This window comes from Paenibacillus chungangensis, from assembly GCF_042675905.1.
Classification (GTDB): domain Bacteria; phylum Bacillota; class Bacilli; order Paenibacillales; family Paenibacillaceae; genus Pristimantibacillus; species Pristimantibacillus chungangensis.
The window spans coordinates 327957-344017 of record NZ_JBHTJZ010000005.1 but is presented as its reverse complement, the minus strand read 5'-3'; the positions used below and the strand labels follow the sequence as shown (position 1 = coordinate 344017).

Sequence of the window (16061 nt, the reverse complement as noted above, 5' to 3'; positions counted from 1 at the left end):
TTTGAGGTCTATAATGGGTCATAGATTAATGAAGGGAGTAACTAATCATGAAACGAAGAATCATTTTAGATTTAGCGGTTACTTTAGATGGATTTATTGAAGGGAAAAACGGTGAAGTTGATTGGTGCATTATGGACTCTGAAATGGGGTTTATTGATTTTTTAAACCAAATTGATACCATATTATATGGAAGAAAAAGCTATGATTTATGGGGACAGTTTACTCCGGAAATTGAACATGCCGATTCTGAAAAAGAATTTTGGGAACTGGTTCATAGTAAAGAGAAATATGTGTTTTCCAGAACGCAAAAGGGGGCTCATAATAAAGCAATATTTATAAATGACAGTATTATTGAAGAAGTAAATAAATTAAAGAATAAGCCAGGTAAAGACATCTGGCTATATGGCGGAGCAAGTCTCATTACAACTTTTGTCAATTTAGGATTGATTGATGAATATAGATTATCTGTTCACCCTGTTGTCTTGGGAGAAGGAAAGCCGTTGTTTGTAGATATAAAACAGAGGCTACCTTTAAAAATGGTGAATACAAGAACGTTCTCCTCAGGCGTTGTTCAACTCATTTATCATTTTATTACACATAAAAATACCTTTACCCACAGAGAAGAGCTGTCCCATAAGTAGATTCCTACAAAGGAACAGCCCTATTGATAGAATGATCAGCTTCGGTCCCGACCTAGAGCGATAAGTTGGTCTGGTTCCTCCCGTTCTCCTTGGATCGGTACAGCGCCTTGTCGGCCCGTTCAATGATGGCGTCCGCCGTTTTGTCCTCCGGTCGGCAGGCAGTCACACCAAGCGACAAGCTGACAGGACGACCGGAAGGACTCGTCACACCCGACACATTCTTCCTTAGCCGCTCCGCGACAGCAACCGCCTCCTGCTCCTTCGCATAGCGGACGAGTATGCCGAATTCCTCCCCGCCGTAGCGAAAGCAGAGATCGCCTTCCCGCGTGACGGACCGAAGCTGCGAGGCCAACTGCCGCAACACTTGATCGCCGACAAGATGGCCGAACGTATCATTAATTCCCTTGAAGTGGTCTACATCCATCAATATGAGAGAGAAGGGGATATGATTGACCTTCCATTGCCGGATCGTCGCATTGAACGTCTTGCGATTGGCAAGCCCGGTAAGTTCGTCGTGCTGTAGCTCTTCACTCCACAGCTTCAGCTGACGGTTCAAGCTGGACTGCAGCTGCCACAACTCGGCGATGCGGGAATCGGCAGGCGGCAATTCGTCGGAATGCGGCACTCCCCCGGCATGGCCTTGCGTGAAGCGCGCCAGCTTGTGTAGCGGTCTCGATATGGCAAGCGACGCAAGCCAGGCAGCAAGCCAGATGAAGAAGAAGACGGGCAGCATATCATACAGCATATGGCGAAGCAGCTTCTCCGCAGGCGCCTTCAATACGGAAGCCGGCGTCTGCGATACGATCACAAGGCCGCTTAGCGGCTCGTAAGCGTATCCAGCCAAATAAAGTCCCCCTTCATCGTCCTTCACCTTCTGAGAGCCGCTGCCGCCCATCATCCCCTGCTGTACAACTTCATTGTGAGTGACGAATTCCCTGATCCGGTCACTATCGGGATGAATAGCCAGCCTGCCGAAGCGGTCGGCGACATAGAGGTAGGAACCGTTATCGTAGTAGTGTTCTGTAAACAGACGGCTGAGCTCGTTCTTCTCATCCAAGAGTATCGCTCCGGCCGCAAAGCCCGCATAGCTTCCGTCACGCTTCATAATCGGAGCTGCCAGCACCAGCAAATAATGATTCCGTAGCGCAGTGAACGGAGTGGTCACGAAAGGCTCCAGTCTGACCTGCATAGTAGTCCCAATGTTGAGGGGAGCTTGCTTACCTATCGTGTAGCTGACGTTATCTGGACTTGCACTGACGATTTGCGAATGCTCATTCACAATAAACACGGCATTGAAGTAGTGATGGTTAAGTTTGAGCCAATCATGCAATTGCGACTCTCCAGGCATTCCGCTTTCAGCGACCTGATTTGAAAGAGTTTGAACCGTTCTCAGCATAACTTGCAGTATACCGTTCAGATTGGATGCCTGCTTGCGGGCATATTGCTCGTTCCCCTGCAAGTAACGATCGACAAGAGCAGCCTGATTGCTTTGCCAGGCGAAGTAGCTGCCCGATGCCGCAGCAAGCAGTACGGCACCCGTTACGAGCAACAGTAGAAATGTACGAATCTTCAGTTTTCCCGTGAATGAATGCGTTATCTTCATCAGTCCACCTTCTCTAGTTGCAGTCAACCCGTTGACATCCATTTCGAGGCACATTATATCATAATCATGCAGAAGCTGACTATCTGGAATGCACACGTGGAGAATACTGGCTATCACATAAAGTAAGGCGATTACTGGGCGCAATGGACCAAAAAGTAAAAAGCGCAAGTTCAGGGGTGAATACAACCCAAGAACCTGCGCTTTTATCCTAACTACAATCCTGTCATACTTGCCAAAAGCTGTTCCTTCGAAGAAACCGACGAATGGGACAGTCTCTCAGCATTCAAAACCTACGTGGAGCCGCCGTTCAGGTAGTTGAAGAACGGAACGTCAACCCAGAATTGATAAGGTGTCACATTCACTTCCGGATCGATCGCCTTGAAGCCTTCCACGACCTTCTCGGAATTCTCATTCAGAGAGAACGGATGAACTTCGTAATGGCTGTCCGGGCTAGTGATCAGATTGTTCGTAATGAGCTTGTAGCTGTCCAACTCCGTGTCGGAGAAGTAGAGCGGCTGCCACCAGGAGCCCGCGATCAGCCCTTGCTCGTCCGCTTCATCCTTTTTGGCGTAGGCCATAATGACCGTCTCGAACTTTTCTTTGTCCTGAGCGTTCCGGAATTCGAACTCCAGGTCATATTCTTTGGAATAAACGATATAATTGCCATTATCGATCAGGACAGCATTCTCGCCAGGATCGCCCCAATCCGGATGGAACACGAATGCAGATGTCTTCGGCTCGAACTGCAACTTCGCGTCAAGGCCTTCGCTGCGCAGCAGGCCAATCAACTGGATAGCATGCGTCAGATCGGAATGGCCGTATGTAAGCGACAGGGAATCGATGAAGTTCGCCTCGAAGCGGGAATCCTTCAGGTTGTAGCCTGTAATCAGCTCCTGCTCCAGCGCTGTGTTCACCAGCTTCTGCAGCTTCGGTTCGTCGATAATGTCGGAGCTGGCGTACGCATGGTTCAGCTTGGAGAGGATGTCCGCATCGCTCAGGTAGCCCAAGTATTGCTTGTACTGGCCTTTCGTCTCCAGCACCTTCCCAAGCAGCGTATGTGCCAGCTCTTCGCTCGCCGCCGCTCCAGGCTGGAACGATGCATGGTAAGCGGCCGGAAGAAGACCGGTATCGATAGCGGCTGCCAGCTCCTGGGCAACGTGACCTTTAGTGAATCCGCTTGCCAGAGGAAGAGACTTCAGAGCCGCTTCCACCTTCACTTCAGGATACGTATAAGCCAGCTCCTCCAGATCGGCTGCGCGCACGGCGATGGACACTGCGACGGCGTTCGTCAGAGGCTGGTCGCCTTTAATGGAAGGCCCCTTCAGAATGCCCTGCTCATACAGGGCGGCTGCAGCCGCATACAACGGCTCGTCGGCTGCCAGATCGGTGAACGCGGCTTCGTCGCCGGTCGCCTCGGCGCCCAGCAATTCTGCTACCGCTTCGATGAAATCTCCCTTGGTCGCTTGCCCCGGCAAGCTTACCTCGTACTTCTCCTTCAGAAACAGCTCGTACTCTGTGACAGCTGGTTCCGCTTGCTGGGATGCCGGAGCTGCGTAGAGCGTGGATTGTGCGAACAGAAGCGTGAAAGCGGCAAGAAGCGCCACTACCCACTTGCTGTTCATGGACTTGATCATAGACATGCAATGACCTCCTTGAAATAATGGATAACAATAATTCCAACTAAATTACTGAGTTTTGTCGGAATAAAGTGTAATTCACAGCAGTATAGCAGTCTCTCAAGCGATATGTCAATGATAATTATGGAAGCTTTCCCAACAAGCAACTATTCATGCTCGCGTAACGCTTCTTCGTCGGCAATACTTTGAATATCCTCCGAATGAATGGAAATGAAAACATAGCCGTCCCGCTCCGCTTTCTTCAGCGCCTTCGCCTTCATATAACGCGGACTGCCCTCGCCGGCATCCTCGTCGTATACAAGCAGAATACCGTCGGTCCGGCGCAGCAGAAGCTCGTCTCGCGCCGACAGCTGCCAGACGCCCTCATAGGGAAGGTTGCTGACGGACGCATAATAATCGACGCCCGCCAGCATTTTGCGGAAGTAGTTCTGCTTGTCTTCCTTCCAATTCTGCTCCGGTTCCTTGTAAGCGGACAAGATGGACAGCTTTAGATGGGGATACCTGCGCTTCAGCGCGATGACCGCTTCGCACGCCCACAGATCAACGCCGTATTGCCCGGGCGTAATGACCCACTCCAATCCGTCTTCAATTAACGGAATAAGCTTGTTGATGATCGCCTTCTGAATATAGCGAATGCCCTTGTGCTTCTGACTGAATATGTTCAGCTCATGGGCTCGATAGCCCGTTACAAGCAAGTTCTTCATGCGCGACACACGCCTTTACACTAGCGATTTAGCGATTGTCCACTTTCTCGGGATACATATCGTGATTCATGAGCCTATGCTCCGCCATCTTCTCATATTTCGTGCCGGGACGGCCCCAGTTGCAGTAAGGATCGATTGAGATGCCGCCGCGCGGCGTGAATTTGCCCCATACTTCGATATATCGAGGATTCATCAGCTCAATCAGATCGTTCATAATAATGTTCATGCAGTCCTCATGGAAGTCGCCATGATTGCGGAAGCTGAACAAGTACAGCTTGAGTGACTTGCTCTCTACCATAAGGATATCTGGAATATAAGAAATATAGATCGCGGCGAAATCCGGCTGCCCCGTTATCGGACATAGACTGGTGAATTCAGGACAATTGAATTTCACGAAGTAATCGCGTCCCGGATGCTTGTTCTCGAACGACTCCAGCACCTCCGGCGCGTAATTGAACGGATATTGCGTTCCCTGATTGCCCAGCAGCGTAATGCCGCCGAGTTCTTCTTTGCTTCTGCCTTCCATCGCTTATACTTCCTTTCGCCGTTATTGTAGCTTATACACCCTTCTTGTTGCCCCATACCCAAGTATGCAGCTGCGGCAGCACATGCACCTTGCGAAGACTGTTGTCTCCCATCGCCGCATTAATGAGCCATTCGTATCTCTGAACCAGATAAGGCAGCATCGCCGACGGCTCTTCTTCCGTCAGGTTATCGTTGCCCGCCTGCAAGTAGAACGGCACCTCGGGATAGCGCTCATGCACCTCACGGGCATAGCACAGGTCATCCTCATCGAAGACGACGACCTTCATGCAGAATCGACTGCCGGCCGCGGATAAGCGGGCGACGATGTTATCCAGAACGTCCCAGTCCGTTCCCATGCCGGAGCTCGGGGGCTTCGGCGACAGCGTCATATCGTCGATCATAGGGAGCCACGGCTGCCAGCGGCTGCCCTGCGTCTCCAGCGCGACCGTCATGCCTTCGGCATGCAGCAGCTCCACAAGCACCCCCAGCTCCTTCAGCAAGGCGGGATTACCGCCGGATATCGTCACATGATCGAAGGAATCGCCGCCAACCCGATGTAGATCGTCCAAGATCTCCGCCGCAGTAAACAATCGGATCTCATCTCTGGCGCTGCCGTCCCATGTGAACGCGGAATCGCACCAGGAGCAACGATAATCGCAGCCGGCTGTGCGGATGAACATCGTCTTGCGGCCGACGACCATTCCTTCACCTTGTACGGTCGGACCGAACACCTCCAGGACGGGAAAGCGGACAGCCGCGCTCATAATTGTCCGCCTTCTCGCTTGGGGCGATACAGGCAATAGCTGGTCGGCGTCTCCCGCAGGAACACTTGCAGGCACTTCGGTCGATTAGCCGTACCGTCCAAATATTGCTGCACAAGCTCGCAGATGGTTCGCGCTACCACTTCCGTAGTGGGGAACCGATCAGGCTGGCTATCATCGAAGCTGTCATCTTCGTTCAGCAGGGTATGGTCGAACCGGTTATGGATCAACTCCTTGATAATGGCGAAGTTCACGAGGAACCCGCTGTCGTCAAGCTTATCGCCGGCCACCGTCACATTGGCATAATACGTATGCCCGTGCACGCGCCTACATTTGCCAGCCTGCTCGGCGGGCACGTAATGGGCGGCGGCGAATTGAAAGTCCTTGTTCAGCTCATAGCTGTAAGAGTGGGCGACAGCCGGGTATATTTGCTGCAGCATCATTGCGCCTCCCCGGCTTGAATTGACGTACGTTCCGCCAAGTACTCCAGAAGGCCATTGCTTCGCAGGCGACAAGCCGGGCATTCCCCGCAACCGTCCGCTTTCACCCCGTTATAGCAGGTCAACGTCCGATCCCGAACGAAGTCGAACGCGCCGAGTTCGTCGGCCAGTTTCCACGTCTGCGCCTTGTTCAACCACATAAGCGGCGTATCGATGACGAATGAATAATTCATGGACAGGTTCAAGGTGACGTTCAGCGACTTGACGAACACATCGCGGCAGTCCGGATATCCGCTGAAGTCCGTCTCACATACGCCGGTCACGATATGCCGGGCGCCGATACCTTTGGCCAGCACGGCCGCGAAGCTGAGGAATAGTAAATTCCGGCCATCCACGAAAGTGGATGGAAGCTCCCCCTCCTTCTCCTTGATGGCTATATCATCGCGTGTCAGCGCATTGGGCGCCAACTGATTCAGCAGGGACATATCCAGCACATGGTGACGGATGCCCAAGTCGCGTGCGATGTCCGCCGCGCATTCCAGTTCCAGCTTATGACGCTGGCCGTAGTTGAATGTAACCGTCTCGACCTCGACGAACCGCTCCATCGCCCAGAACAGACAGGTCGTGCTGTCCTGACCGCCGCTGAACACGACAACAGCTTTTTCCTTTTTCATATTATTTCCTCCTCTCGCAGATGAGAAGATGCAGTTCCGCGCTATAATGTTTACTCCGAAAATAGGGAACGGCGCGCGCAGCCCCATGGGACCGCAACGCGCCGAACGCAAAAAAACTAGCGATATGCCGCCATGCAAAAAAAGGGCAATCGCTTTGTTTTTTAGTTTTTTATAGAGGGAGTTCGCGAACCTCTCCCGGCCGCTTCCACTATCTGCTGCCAGCGTGGGCCGGATTTCATCTTCAATTGTTCCTCCGTACTATAGCACAGCCTGCCGGATTTGAAAACAGGAAATTAACAGCCTCAGCTATAGAAGAGGCTCCAGCTGAAGCAACGGTTCCTCGCGAAGCGCTACTAATGTCGCCACAATGTGAGCGACCAGCTCCGGGATATCTTCCATCTGTTCCTCGTTGATGCGGCGCGAGAACGAAATCTCTGCCGTATGCCGGAGCAACACTGCAGGGTCGTCGCCATACACACTGCTGAGTGTCTGTATCGGCTTGTTCTCCGGCTGCCAGATGTGACACAAGCAAGCTTCAATGGCTGCGCAAGAGCGTTCCGCTTCCGCTTCGGCGATGTTCATATGAAACAGCACACGCAATCCGCACGCTGGAACAGTTCCTTCTTGCTCCAGTATTTCAGCTGCCAGTTCCTTTAGAGGCGCGGCAAGCTTAAGCTCGGCAGTCGGCCATTCCGTCTCGGTCAGCCGAAAGCTTACGGAGAACTCGCGATCCATGACCGCCATATCCCATATATCCTTGCGTCCGGTAATGAGAATGCGTCCATCCAGATTGTCCTGATCGTACAGCTCATTCTCGAACGCCACCTTCAAATTGTCAAATACTGTTGGGTGAAACATAACCGCACCTCGCCATTGAATTTCGGCTGCATACGCGTTCGGCTACAGGAATCCGACTCCCGATGCTGCCTGCCGTTTATTGTATCACAGCACAGATACCACCTCTATAGTGCGTCATGACTGAATAAGTTTGCTTTGCATTCTAGTTTTTTCGTATACTAGAGAGTGAGAAATAGAAAGAGTGGTATCGGCAATTTTTCTATCATAAATCGAGGTGACGAGTACAAGGTGGAAGACTTGAAGCAAGCCTACACAATATTGGGACTGGAAGAGGGCTCATCCAAGGAAGAAGTAGAGAAGCGGTACACAACTCTGTTGAAAAGGGAACGGTCGCGCGCCAAAGAACAAAAAAATGAAAGCGTCACCGGGAAATACCAGCAGCAAGAAACTAACTTTAAGACTATTACGGAAGCCTATCGTCTCATTCTGGCCCATGAGGATCGGAAGGTGACGGATGCATTCAACGAGAAGGAATACGGCAAATACAAGCGCTTCTCGGGACAAGCCCAGAAGATGGATCACTTCTGGCGTTACTACAGATTCCACACCATCGGCGCCATTGTCCTTATTGTGCTTATTATTTATGGCATTAACAGCTATATCGACAAGCGAGAACACGAGAAATTCCTGGCTGGCCTGCCGCCGGTCGACCTGTCGATAAGCCTGATGGGCACGTTCATCGAGCCCGACACGAAGGAGCAGACCGGACCGGAGCGGGACGAGTATTACAACGACAGACTCGGTCAGTCGCTGCTGAAGAGCTTCCCGGAATGGAAGCGAATCGAGCATTCACTTACATTCGTCCCGCAGGAAGAGTCAAGTCAATACGCCCATCTGCAGAAGGCGATCGTGACGCTCATGTCGGAGCATCCCGATATCTACATTGTTGACAAGTTCATGTTCAATTGGATCGGCAGCCAGAGTGTATTCCTGAACTTGGGAGATGCTCCACTGCTAGCAGAGCAATTGACGGATGATACCGCGATGAGGCTTCAGGCGGAAGGTGATGCAACGGCGCAGATTTACGGCGTAGACTTGAAGGAGTCGCAGCTGGCAGCGGATCTGAATTTGCTGCATGCTGATCTTATCGTTGCCGTTCGAGCCAATGCGAACAACCCGGACGAGGCGCTGCAATTCATCGAGACTTATCTGAAGACGATACCTTAAAGATGGACGGAGCCCTCGATCAATCGTTGCTGAATAGATAAATCCAGCTAGTCAGGCGTAAACGGCTAATGCCTCCTTTTGGCGGCATTAGCCTACTTTTTGCGGTGAGATATAAGCATCAGTATAAGAGTGAAACTTATCCTTTCCTATATATGAGAATACACCCGAAAAGTAGCACTCTGCCTTCAAACTTACTGGGGTGCTTTGCAGGGACCGCGAAACTTACAAATGCTATTGTAATGAGAAAAACGCTTGATGCTGTCCTACTCTCTAGCTGCGCACACCCACTTTCGATGCTCCAGTGTAGGATTCCTACACTAACACAGCTCGCACGCCCCTTATCAGCGCTCCAGCGTAGGATTCCTACACGAACATGGCTCGCACGCCTTTACGAAGTATCAAAAAAGGACCACGGCATCCGCCTGCACTGTACGCGGAAGCCGTGGTCCTTTATATCCATGTGTTTCTATATGTCTGACGGCGCTATTCAACGAGCAGAGCATAGACAATGCCCGGTCCGTGCACGCCAATCGTCAAGTCGTTCTCGATATCGGAGGAACGGCTCGGGCCGGAGATGAAGTGAATGCCGGCCGGCAGACCGGCGCGCCCTCTCTCATCGAATCCTGTCAGCACTTCGCCAAGTCTGGTCTTCAGTCGCAGGACAGGGATGATGATGAACAGCACGGTCGGAAGCAGGCTGACGGAACGCCCTTTCTCCTTGGCGGATTCCACGACGACGGAGCCGGTATACGCCACCGCATGGTCGGCCATCACGATGCCGAAGTCGGCTCCCGCCGCGCGCGCCTTCCAATTCTCTCCCTCACCGCTGTTCCATACCGCAATATCCGCTTCCGGAAGCTCCCGCTCCAAAGAGAGCTCAGCTAGCTTCGCGTCATCCTGGCGGACAATGTACTTAGCGCTCAACTCCCGCGCTTTGCCCGCGATGAACACCGATGCCTCATCCATGCCCTGTACACGCTCCACATGACCGCCGACGGACAGGAAGTTGCTCGTGAACTGTTCGATTCTCTCCTCCGGCGTCCACTCCTTCTGTCGCCAGAAGTCCGGTGCGCCGCGATAAGGATGCTGCGGCCTCTCCTTCATCTGAGGATGTCCCAGCCTTCCAGCTATTCGGCTCATGAACCGTTGCTGCTTCTCCCGGGACTGCGCTTCAAGACTCTTCAGCCACTCCGCATGCGTCTCAGTCATGACCGTTCCCTCCTTGCTCCGACTTTCCTTGCCGCGCTCGCGCAGCCATCCGTTCGCGAACGGCAGGGTCCATCTCTCGGAGCGAGCTCTTCAGCTCCCCTTCCAGCGTATCCCACTGATCGCGGAACGACTGGCTGGGCAGGCTGGGCGTAATCCGGTATTTGTTCCAGCCCTTCAGCGGGCCCAGCTTCGTCCTGATATAGCCATCGCGAACGACGAGCTTCTGTCCCAGCTTGCCCAGACGCATGATGCCGCCAAGCCGCTTGGCGCTACCCATGACCGTGGCGAATCCGCCCATGCCGAGCGACTCCAGCTTGTTGCCGTGCCCGCCCTCCACCTTGCGGCGGCGCAAGTACACGAGCATATCGTGCAGCGGGATTTTGACGGGACAGGCCTCATAACACGCGCCGCACAGACTTGAGGCATTGGCGATATCGTCCCATTCCGCCACATTCTGCTTCAGTGACGGCGTGAGCACCGCACCGATCGGGCCGCTGTACGTGCTGCCGTAGGCATGTCCGCCGATGTGGCGGTAGACGGGACATGCGTTCAGGCATGCGCCGCACCGGATGCAGTTAAGCAGCTCCTGGAATTCCGGATCACCAAGCTGCAAGGAGCGACCGTTGTCCACGATAATGATGTGCATCTCTTCCGGTCCGTCGCCGTCGCTCTCCCGGCGCGGTCCGGTAATGCCGGACATGTACATCGTCAGCTTCTGTCCTGTCGCCGAGCGGGGCAGAAGCGTCGCCATCACTTCAAGATCCTCCCAGGATGGAATAATGCGCTCCATCCCCATCAGCGTAATCTGCGTCTTCGGCACCGTGCTGACCATTCGCGCATTGCCTTCGTTCTCGAATAGCACCATGGAGCCGGTCTCCGCGATGGCGAAGTTGCAGCCGGTCATGCCGATGTCCGCCTCCAGGAACTTCTCTCGCAAGCGCTTCCTCACGAAGCCGGCAAGCGCCGTCGTATCCGGCGGCAGCGTATATCCCGCCTCCTTCGACAGAAGCTCCGCAATCTGATAGCGGTTCTTATGAATGGCCGGGATGACGATATGCGACGGCATCTCGCCGGCCAGCTGAATAATATACTCTCCGAGATCGGTCTCCACCGCTTCCACGCCGATCGATTCCAGGGCATGGTTCAGATGAAGCTCCTCCGTCACCATGGACTTCGACTTGACGACCGACCGCGCCTTGCTATGCTCCGCGATGTCCAGCGTCAGCTTGACGGCTTCCTCCGCCGTCTCCGCGAAGTGAACGTGCACGCCGTTCGCTCGCGCATTGTCTACGAATAAGTTCAAATAATAGTCCAGATGGGCAATCGTGTGCAGACGTATCTGCCGTCCGCGCTCGCGCCATTCCTCCCAGTTGCCGTGCTCCTCGGAAGCGCGCTTCTTGCCGCCCCGCAGCCGTTCGGTCGTGAAGCGGACCGCCTTACGCAGAAAATCGTCGTTCAGCGCCACCTCGGCTCTTGCCTTCACGCTCGCGCCCGTCGTCTTCCCTCCGCTCATGCTCCCTTCACTCCTTCGTACAGCAGCTCAGCAAGATGCATCACCCGCACCGGCTTGCCGCGGAAATGCAGATTGCCCGCAATATTCATAAGACAAGCCATATCCAGACCGACTAGAACCTCCGCCTCCGTCTCCAGCACATGATCGGCCTTCTCCGTCACCATGGCCCCGGAGATATCCGCCATCTTGACGGCGAAGGTGCCGCCGAAGCCGCAGCAATCCTCCGCGAACGGAAGCGGCACAAGCGTAAGCCCCCGTACCTTCTCCATCAGCTGCATAGGCTCATCCTTGACGCCCAGTATGCGTGTGCCGTGACAGGATGGATGATAGGTCACTTTATGAGGGAAATTCGCGCCCACATCGGTCACGCCAAGCACTTGAACGAGAAACTGGGTAAACTCGTAAGCTTTGCCCCTCAGCCTGTTCGCTCGCTCCAGCATAACTGGATCATGCTCGAACAGCTTGTCATAATGATGAATCATCCCTGTGCAGGAGCCCGACGGCGAGATGACGAAGTCGCTATCCTCGAAGGCGTCCAGAATCGTCTTGGCAGACTCTCTCGCCTCTTTCCAGTAGCCGCTGTTGTAGGCGGGCTGCCCGCAGCATGTCTGCAGACGGGGAAAGTGGAGAGACACGCCGTATTGCGCCAGAAGCCTTGCCATCGCCTCGCCTACGCGAGGGTAGATGGCATCGCTCAAACAAGTAATAAACAAAGACACTTTCATATGCTGCACCCCCTTGTGCACATTCCTCAACCGATGCTCTACACTGCCGTAACCGCAATTCCCCGCTCCGTCAGCACTTCGCGCACATCCTGGGCCAAGTTGCTGTCGGTTATGATGCGGTGAATATCGCCAAGCCCGGCGACATGCGTGAACGCCTGAACGCCGAACTTACTGGAGTCCGCAAGCAATACGATTTCGTCCGCTATCCCCACCATCTGCCCTTTAATGCGCGCTTGCAGCTCATTGGATTCGCTAATTCCTCGCTCCAGATGCACCCCTTTGCACGATAGAAAAGCCCTATCGACATGGTAGGCATCAAGCGAGCGCTCCGCCAGCGGACCGACATAAGACAAGCTGCGCGAGGCCAATATGCCCCCGGTGGAGATAACCTCGATCCGCTCCTTGCTCGCCAGCTCCAACGCCACCTTGATAGAGTTGGTCAGCACGGTAAGCGGAATATCCGGCATTCGCGCCGCCATATACCAAGCCGTCGTGCTGGCATCGAGCAAGATGCGCTCCTTAGGCGAGATCAGCTTAATTGCTTCCTCGGCGATTCGCCGCTTCTCGTCCGCATGAGCGACTTCTCGCTCGAAGTAAGGGGTCTCCGGCTGCTGGTCGCGGACGCTGACGGCTCCTCCGTGCGTACGGCGCAGCCGTCCCGCCTGCTCCAGCCGGTCCAGATCGCGGCGAATCGTCTCTTCCGTCACTTGACATAGCTCGCTGAGCTCTGTCACGCGAATGCTGCCTCTCTCATTGACAAGCTCTACTATTTTGTCATAACGTTCTGCAACCAGCATACCCTTACCTCTTTCCAGCTATTGATCACACTTCTAATTATAACATTGTGAAGCGATCTGTCATTAGATCATCCAGTCCGGACAACCGAATTGTCCGCCCGCTGTGACAGCCGTCACGCCAGCTTCGTCTTTAATCGGAAGTCCTCATACGCCGTGCGCCAAGCTGCCGCATCTTGCGGCTCATAGAGCTCGATCGGGAACGACTCGCGCACCAGCTTCCTTGCTTCCCAGATGTCGTTAAGCTCGCCGCTCGCTATCCATTGTACCAGCATATTGCCGATCGCGCTTCCCTCGACGGGACCCGCCCATACCGGCTTGCCGATCGCATTCGCCGTCCACTGGCAGAGCAGCGTATTCTGAATGCCTCCGCCGACCATGTGCAGTCCTTCGAAGACAGCGCCCGCCAGCTCCTCCGTCTGCTCCAGCGCATATCTGTATTTGAACGCCAGATTCTCCAAAATCCCTCGCACATAAGCCCCAGGGTTATCCGGGGCCTGTTGGCCCGTTCTGGCGCAGTAGGTGTCAATCGCTTCCGGCATATGAGCGGGTTGCAAAAACAGATCGTCATCGCAATCCATGAAGAAGGCGAACGGCTTCGCATCGCCGGCCAGCTTCACCAGCTCCGGGAATGTGTAAGAGACGCCTTCACGCTCCCATGCTCGCCTGCATTCCTGCAGCAGCCATAAGCCCATAATGTTCTTCAGCAAGCGGAATGTGCCATATACGCCGCCTTCATTCGTGAAGTTCAGCTGCTGGGCCCGCTCCGTCAGGACAGGACTCCCTACTTCGGTTCCGATCAGCGACCAGGTGCCGCAGCTCAGATAAGCGAAGGACGGCGCGAGCGCAGGAACGGCCGCTACCGCCGATCCCGTATCATGCTCCGCAACGGCATAGACGGGAACGGCAGGAACGCCAAGCTCCGTGCGGATCGACTCTCGCAGCTCGCCCACCCTTGTGCCGGGTTCCACGACCGTCCCCATGATGTTGCGGTCTACGCCGATACCTTCAAACAGCGTCTCGTCCCAGTCGTTCGAGACGGGATTGAACAGCTGCGTCGTCGTCGCCAGCGAGAACTCATTGTGCATCTTGCCTGTCAGGAAGTAACGAAGCAGTGCCGGAATCATCAGGAAGTGCTTCGCTTCCTTCAGCAGGGGCGAGTTCGCCCGCTTCATCGCGGCCAGATGATACAGCGTATTGATCGACATGAACTGAATGCCGGTCCGGTGGAAGATCTCGTCATACGTCAGCTCTTCTACCACTTCCTCGTAGACGTCGTTCGTATGGGCATCGCGGTAATGATAAGGATTACCCAGCAATTCACCGTTGTCACCAATTAGCCCGAAATCGACGCCCCAGGAATCAATTCCGATGCTGCTGATCGCGATGCCGCGATGCTTCGCCTTGAGCAAGCTCTGCTTCAGCTCCTGCAGCAGGCGCAGCATATCCCAATGCAGGCGATTGCCGATCGCCACGGGATCATTCGAGAACCGGTGCAGCTCCTCCAACTGGATTTTGCCGTTCTCGATGCGGCCGAGCATCGCTCTGCCGCTGCTTGCGCCGAGATCGAAAGCCAGCACATGGGTCACCAGCTCGCACCGCCTTTACCCCTTGCCAGAATATCATTGCCGTAACTGCTCTCCAGATAAGCCTTCATAGGATCTGTCGGCAAGCCTTGCTCCTCGCGGATGACATGCAGCAGCGGTGTGACGTCGAACTCGAACGCGCTGCGAACGGCATGCTCCGCCCCAAGCACATCGCCGCGGGCTGACGCATCCTCTACCTCCGCCTGATTGACGAGCAGCGCCTTCGCATATTGGGTCTGCACGTTCAATACGGAACGAAGCATCGCCGGTATTTTCAGCTCGATATTGTGAGACTGGTCGATCATATAGGCGATATTGCTGACGCATTGGCGGATACCGGTATCCGCGTCGGCAGCGGCATTCAGAATTTGATAGAAAATGAGGAACAACTCGTAAGGATTCACAGTACCTACAATGAGATCGTCATCGGCGTACTTGCGGCTGTTGAAGTGGAAGCCGCCCAGTCGCTTCTCATCGATCAGATAAGCGACGATATGCTCGATGTTGGCGCCCGGCAGATGATGGCCCGTATCGACGAGCACCTCGGCCTGCGGCCCCAGCTTGAGTGCCATATTGTAAGCCATGCCCCAGTCCGCCAGATCCGTATGATAGAAGGCCGGCTCGAAGCATTTGTACTCGATCAGCATCCGCATCTCCGGCGTCATCGCCTTGTACATCTCCGATAGCGCTTCCTGCATCCAGCCCTTGCGCTTACGGATATTGCCTTGCCCCGGATAATTGGTGCCGTCGGCGAACCACAGGCTCAAGTCGCGCGACCCCGTCTCCTTCGCAATGTCGACGCATTCCAGCAGATGATCCGTTGCCTTGCGGCGTACGGCTGCATCCGCATTCGTCACGCTGCCCAGCATATACTCATCCTCCTGGAACAAGTTCGGATTGACCGCGCCGATTGACAGTCCCAGGCTCTCCGCATGACTTCTCAGCTTGCCGTAGTCCTCCACTTTGTCCCAAGGAATATGAATGGCGACGGACGGCGCCAGCCCCGTCAGCTTATGCACCTGCGCGGCATCCTGGAACTTCTCGAACGGATCGCGCGGCACCCCATCCTTCTTGAACACTTTAAATCTCGTACCGGAATCGCCGTAACCCCATGACGGCGTCTCGATACGCAGCAGCTTCAGCTGTGCCTTCACTTCATTCACATTGATGCCTCTTGCTTCCTGTTGCTCCTCGAACAGTGCATAAGCGCGATCAGATATAGAC

General features: G+C 54.4%; 16 protein-coding genes and 1 riboswitch. Of the genes, 2 read left to right on the top strand and 14 right to left on the bottom strand.

Annotated features, from left to right (window positions below):
• Window positions 1–47 precede the first annotated feature (47 nt).
• The gene (locus tag ACFQ2I_RS03930) at window positions 48–641 is read left to right on the top strand and encodes a dihydrofolate reductase family protein (RefSeq protein WP_377562318.1); all 594 of its coding nucleotides are present in this window, start codon (window positions 48–50) and stop codon (window positions 639–641) included.
• 52 nt (window positions 642–693) lie between these two features.
• Here the strand turns inward: ACFQ2I_RS03930 and ACFQ2I_RS03925 are convergent, their stop codons facing one another.
• The 8 genes from ACFQ2I_RS03925 to ACFQ2I_RS03890 all read right to left on the bottom strand — a co-directional run bounded on the left by ACFQ2I_RS03925 (window position 694) and on the right by ACFQ2I_RS03890 (window position 7843).
• Window positions 694–2244, bottom strand: coding sequence for a sensor domain-containing diguanylate cyclase (locus ACFQ2I_RS03925; RefSeq protein WP_377562317.1), 1551 nt, complete (start codon window positions 2242–2244; stop codon window positions 694–696).
• Window positions 2245–2534: 290 nt separating this feature from the next.
• Window positions 2535–3884, bottom strand: a complete 1350-nt coding sequence (locus ACFQ2I_RS03920; RefSeq protein ID WP_377562316.1) for a hypothetical protein — start codon at window positions 3882–3884, stop codon at window positions 2535–2537.
• Between the two features lie 143 nt (window positions 3885–4027).
• Window positions 4028–4585 carry a DUF1273 domain-containing protein gene (locus ACFQ2I_RS03915; protein ID WP_377562315.1) on the bottom strand — a complete coding sequence of 186 codons (558 nt, stop codon included), beginning with the start codon at window positions 4583–4585 and terminating at the stop codon, window positions 4028–4030.
• Window positions 4586–4613: 28 nt separating this feature from the next.
• Window positions 4614–5111, bottom strand: coding sequence for a preQ(1) synthase (gene queF, locus ACFQ2I_RS03910; protein WP_377562314.1), 498 nt, complete (start codon window positions 5109–5111; stop codon window positions 4614–4616).
• 31 nt (window positions 5112–5142) lie between these two features.
• Window positions 5143–5874: a 7-carboxy-7-deazaguanine synthase QueE gene (queE, locus tag ACFQ2I_RS03905; RefSeq protein ID WP_377562313.1), complete on the bottom strand. Its 732-nt coding sequence runs from the start codon at window positions 5872–5874 to the stop codon at window positions 5143–5145.
• Window positions 5871–6311 carry a 6-carboxytetrahydropterin synthase QueD gene (queD, locus tag ACFQ2I_RS03900; protein WP_377562312.1) on the bottom strand — a complete coding sequence of 147 codons (441 nt, stop codon included), beginning with the start codon at window positions 6309–6311 and terminating at the stop codon, window positions 5871–5873. The genes queE and queD overlap by 4 nt, the downstream gene beginning before the upstream one ends.
• Entirely contained in the window at window positions 6311–6985 is a 675-nt protein-coding gene (gene queC, locus ACFQ2I_RS03895) for a 7-cyano-7-deazaguanine synthase QueC (RefSeq protein WP_377562311.1), read from the bottom strand. The genes queD and queC overlap by 1 nt, the downstream gene beginning before the upstream one ends.
• Before the next feature lie 155 nt (window positions 6986–7140).
• Window positions 7141–7184, bottom strand: a riboswitch (PreQ1 riboswitch).
• A 107-nt stretch (window positions 7185–7291) separates the two neighbouring features.
• Entirely contained in the window at window positions 7292–7843 is a 552-nt protein-coding gene (locus ACFQ2I_RS03890) for a hypothetical protein (protein WP_377562310.1), read from the bottom strand.
• 228 nt (window positions 7844–8071) lie between these two features.
• On the opposite strand from ACFQ2I_RS03890, the gene ACFQ2I_RS03885 reads away from it, so the two are divergent.
• A complete protein-coding gene (locus tag ACFQ2I_RS03885) occupies window positions 8072–9010 on the top strand; it encodes a hypothetical protein (protein ID WP_377562309.1) in 939 nt (312 codons plus the stop codon).
• Window positions 9011–9493: 483 nt separating this feature from the next.
• On the opposite strand, the gene ACFQ2I_RS03880 is transcribed toward ACFQ2I_RS03885, so the two are convergent.
• The 6 genes from ACFQ2I_RS03880 to rhaI form a co-directional block, all read right to left on the bottom strand.
• The gene (locus tag ACFQ2I_RS03880; RefSeq protein ID WP_377562308.1) at window positions 9494–10219 is read right to left on the bottom strand and encodes a LutC/YkgG family protein; all 726 of its coding nucleotides are present in this window, start codon (window positions 10217–10219) and stop codon (window positions 9494–9496) included.
• Entirely contained in the window at window positions 10212–11732 is a 1521-nt protein-coding gene (locus ACFQ2I_RS03875) for a LutB/LldF family L-lactate oxidation iron-sulfur protein (protein ID WP_377562307.1), read from the bottom strand. The genes ACFQ2I_RS03880 and ACFQ2I_RS03875 overlap by 8 nt, the downstream gene beginning before the upstream one ends.
• On the bottom strand, window positions 11729–12457 hold the full coding sequence (locus ACFQ2I_RS03870; RefSeq protein ID WP_377562306.1) for a (Fe-S)-binding protein: 729 nt from the start codon (window positions 12455–12457) through the stop codon (window positions 11729–11731). Before ACFQ2I_RS03870 ends, ACFQ2I_RS03875 begins: the two co-directional genes overlap by 4 nt.
• Before the next feature lie 38 nt (window positions 12458–12495).
• Window positions 12496–13254: a DeoR/GlpR family DNA-binding transcription regulator gene (locus ACFQ2I_RS03865; RefSeq protein ID WP_377562305.1), complete on the bottom strand. Its 759-nt coding sequence runs from the start codon at window positions 13252–13254 to the stop codon at window positions 12496–12498.
• A 113-nt stretch (window positions 13255–13367) separates the two neighbouring features.
• The gene (locus ACFQ2I_RS03860; protein ID WP_377562304.1) at window positions 13368–14840 is read right to left on the bottom strand and encodes a rhamnulokinase; all 1473 of its coding nucleotides are present in this window, start codon (window positions 14838–14840) and stop codon (window positions 13368–13370) included.
• The gene (gene rhaI, locus ACFQ2I_RS03855; protein ID WP_377562963.1) at window positions 14837–16057 is read right to left on the bottom strand and encodes an L-rhamnose isomerase; all 1221 of its coding nucleotides are present in this window, start codon (window positions 16055–16057) and stop codon (window positions 14837–14839) included. The genes ACFQ2I_RS03860 and rhaI overlap by 4 nt, the downstream gene beginning before the upstream one ends.
• Window positions 16058–16061 lie beyond the last annotated feature (4 nt).

Excerpts from the sequence above, each read along its gene's own strand:
- queE (WP_377562313.1), bottom strand. The coding sequence starts at position 5,874 with ATGAGCGCGGCTGTCCGCTTTCCCGTCCTGGAGGTGTTCGGTCCGACC.
- ACFQ2I_RS03865 (WP_377562305.1), bottom strand. The coding sequence starts at position 13,254 with ATGCTGGTTGCAGAACGTTATGACAAAATAGTAGAGCTTGTCAATGAG.
- ACFQ2I_RS03875 (WP_377562307.1), bottom strand. The coding sequence starts at position 11,732 with ATGAGCGGAGGGAAGACGACGGGCGCGAGCGTGAAGGCAAGAGCCGAG.
- queC (WP_377562311.1), bottom strand. The coding sequence starts at position 6,985 with ATGAAAAAGGAAAAAGCTGTTGTCGTGTTCAGCGGCGGTCAGGACAGC.
- ACFQ2I_RS03920 (WP_377562316.1), bottom strand. The coding sequence starts at position 3,884 with ATGTCTATGATCAAGTCCATGAACAGCAAGTGGGTAGTGGCGCTTCTT.
- ACFQ2I_RS03880 (WP_377562308.1), bottom strand. The coding sequence starts at position 10,219 with ATGACTGAGACGCATGCGGAGTGGCTGAAGAGTCTTGAAGCGCAGTCC.
- ACFQ2I_RS03930 (WP_377562318.1), top strand. The coding sequence starts at position 48 with ATGAAACGAAGAATCATTTTAGATTTAGCGGTTACTTTAGATGGATTT.
- queD (WP_377562312.1), bottom strand. The coding sequence starts at position 6,311 with ATGCTGCAGCAAATATACCCGGCTGTCGCCCACTCTTACAGCTATGAG.
- ACFQ2I_RS03915 (WP_377562315.1), bottom strand. The coding sequence starts at position 4,585 with ATGAAGAACTTGCTTGTAACGGGCTATCGAGCCCATGAGCTGAACATA.
- ACFQ2I_RS03925 (WP_377562317.1), bottom strand. The coding sequence starts at position 2,244 with ATGAAGATAACGCATTCATTCACGGGAAAACTGAAGATTCGTACATTT.
- ACFQ2I_RS03890 (WP_377562310.1), bottom strand. The coding sequence starts at position 7,843 with ATGTTTCACCCAACAGTATTTGACAATTTGAAGGTGGCGTTCGAGAAT.
- queF (WP_377562314.1), bottom strand. The coding sequence starts at position 5,111 with ATGGAAGGCAGAAGCAAAGAAGAACTCGGCGGCATTACGCTGCTGGGC.
- ACFQ2I_RS03870 (WP_377562306.1), bottom strand. The coding sequence starts at position 12,457 with ATGAAAGTGTCTTTGTTTATTACTTGTTTGAGCGATGCCATCTACCCT.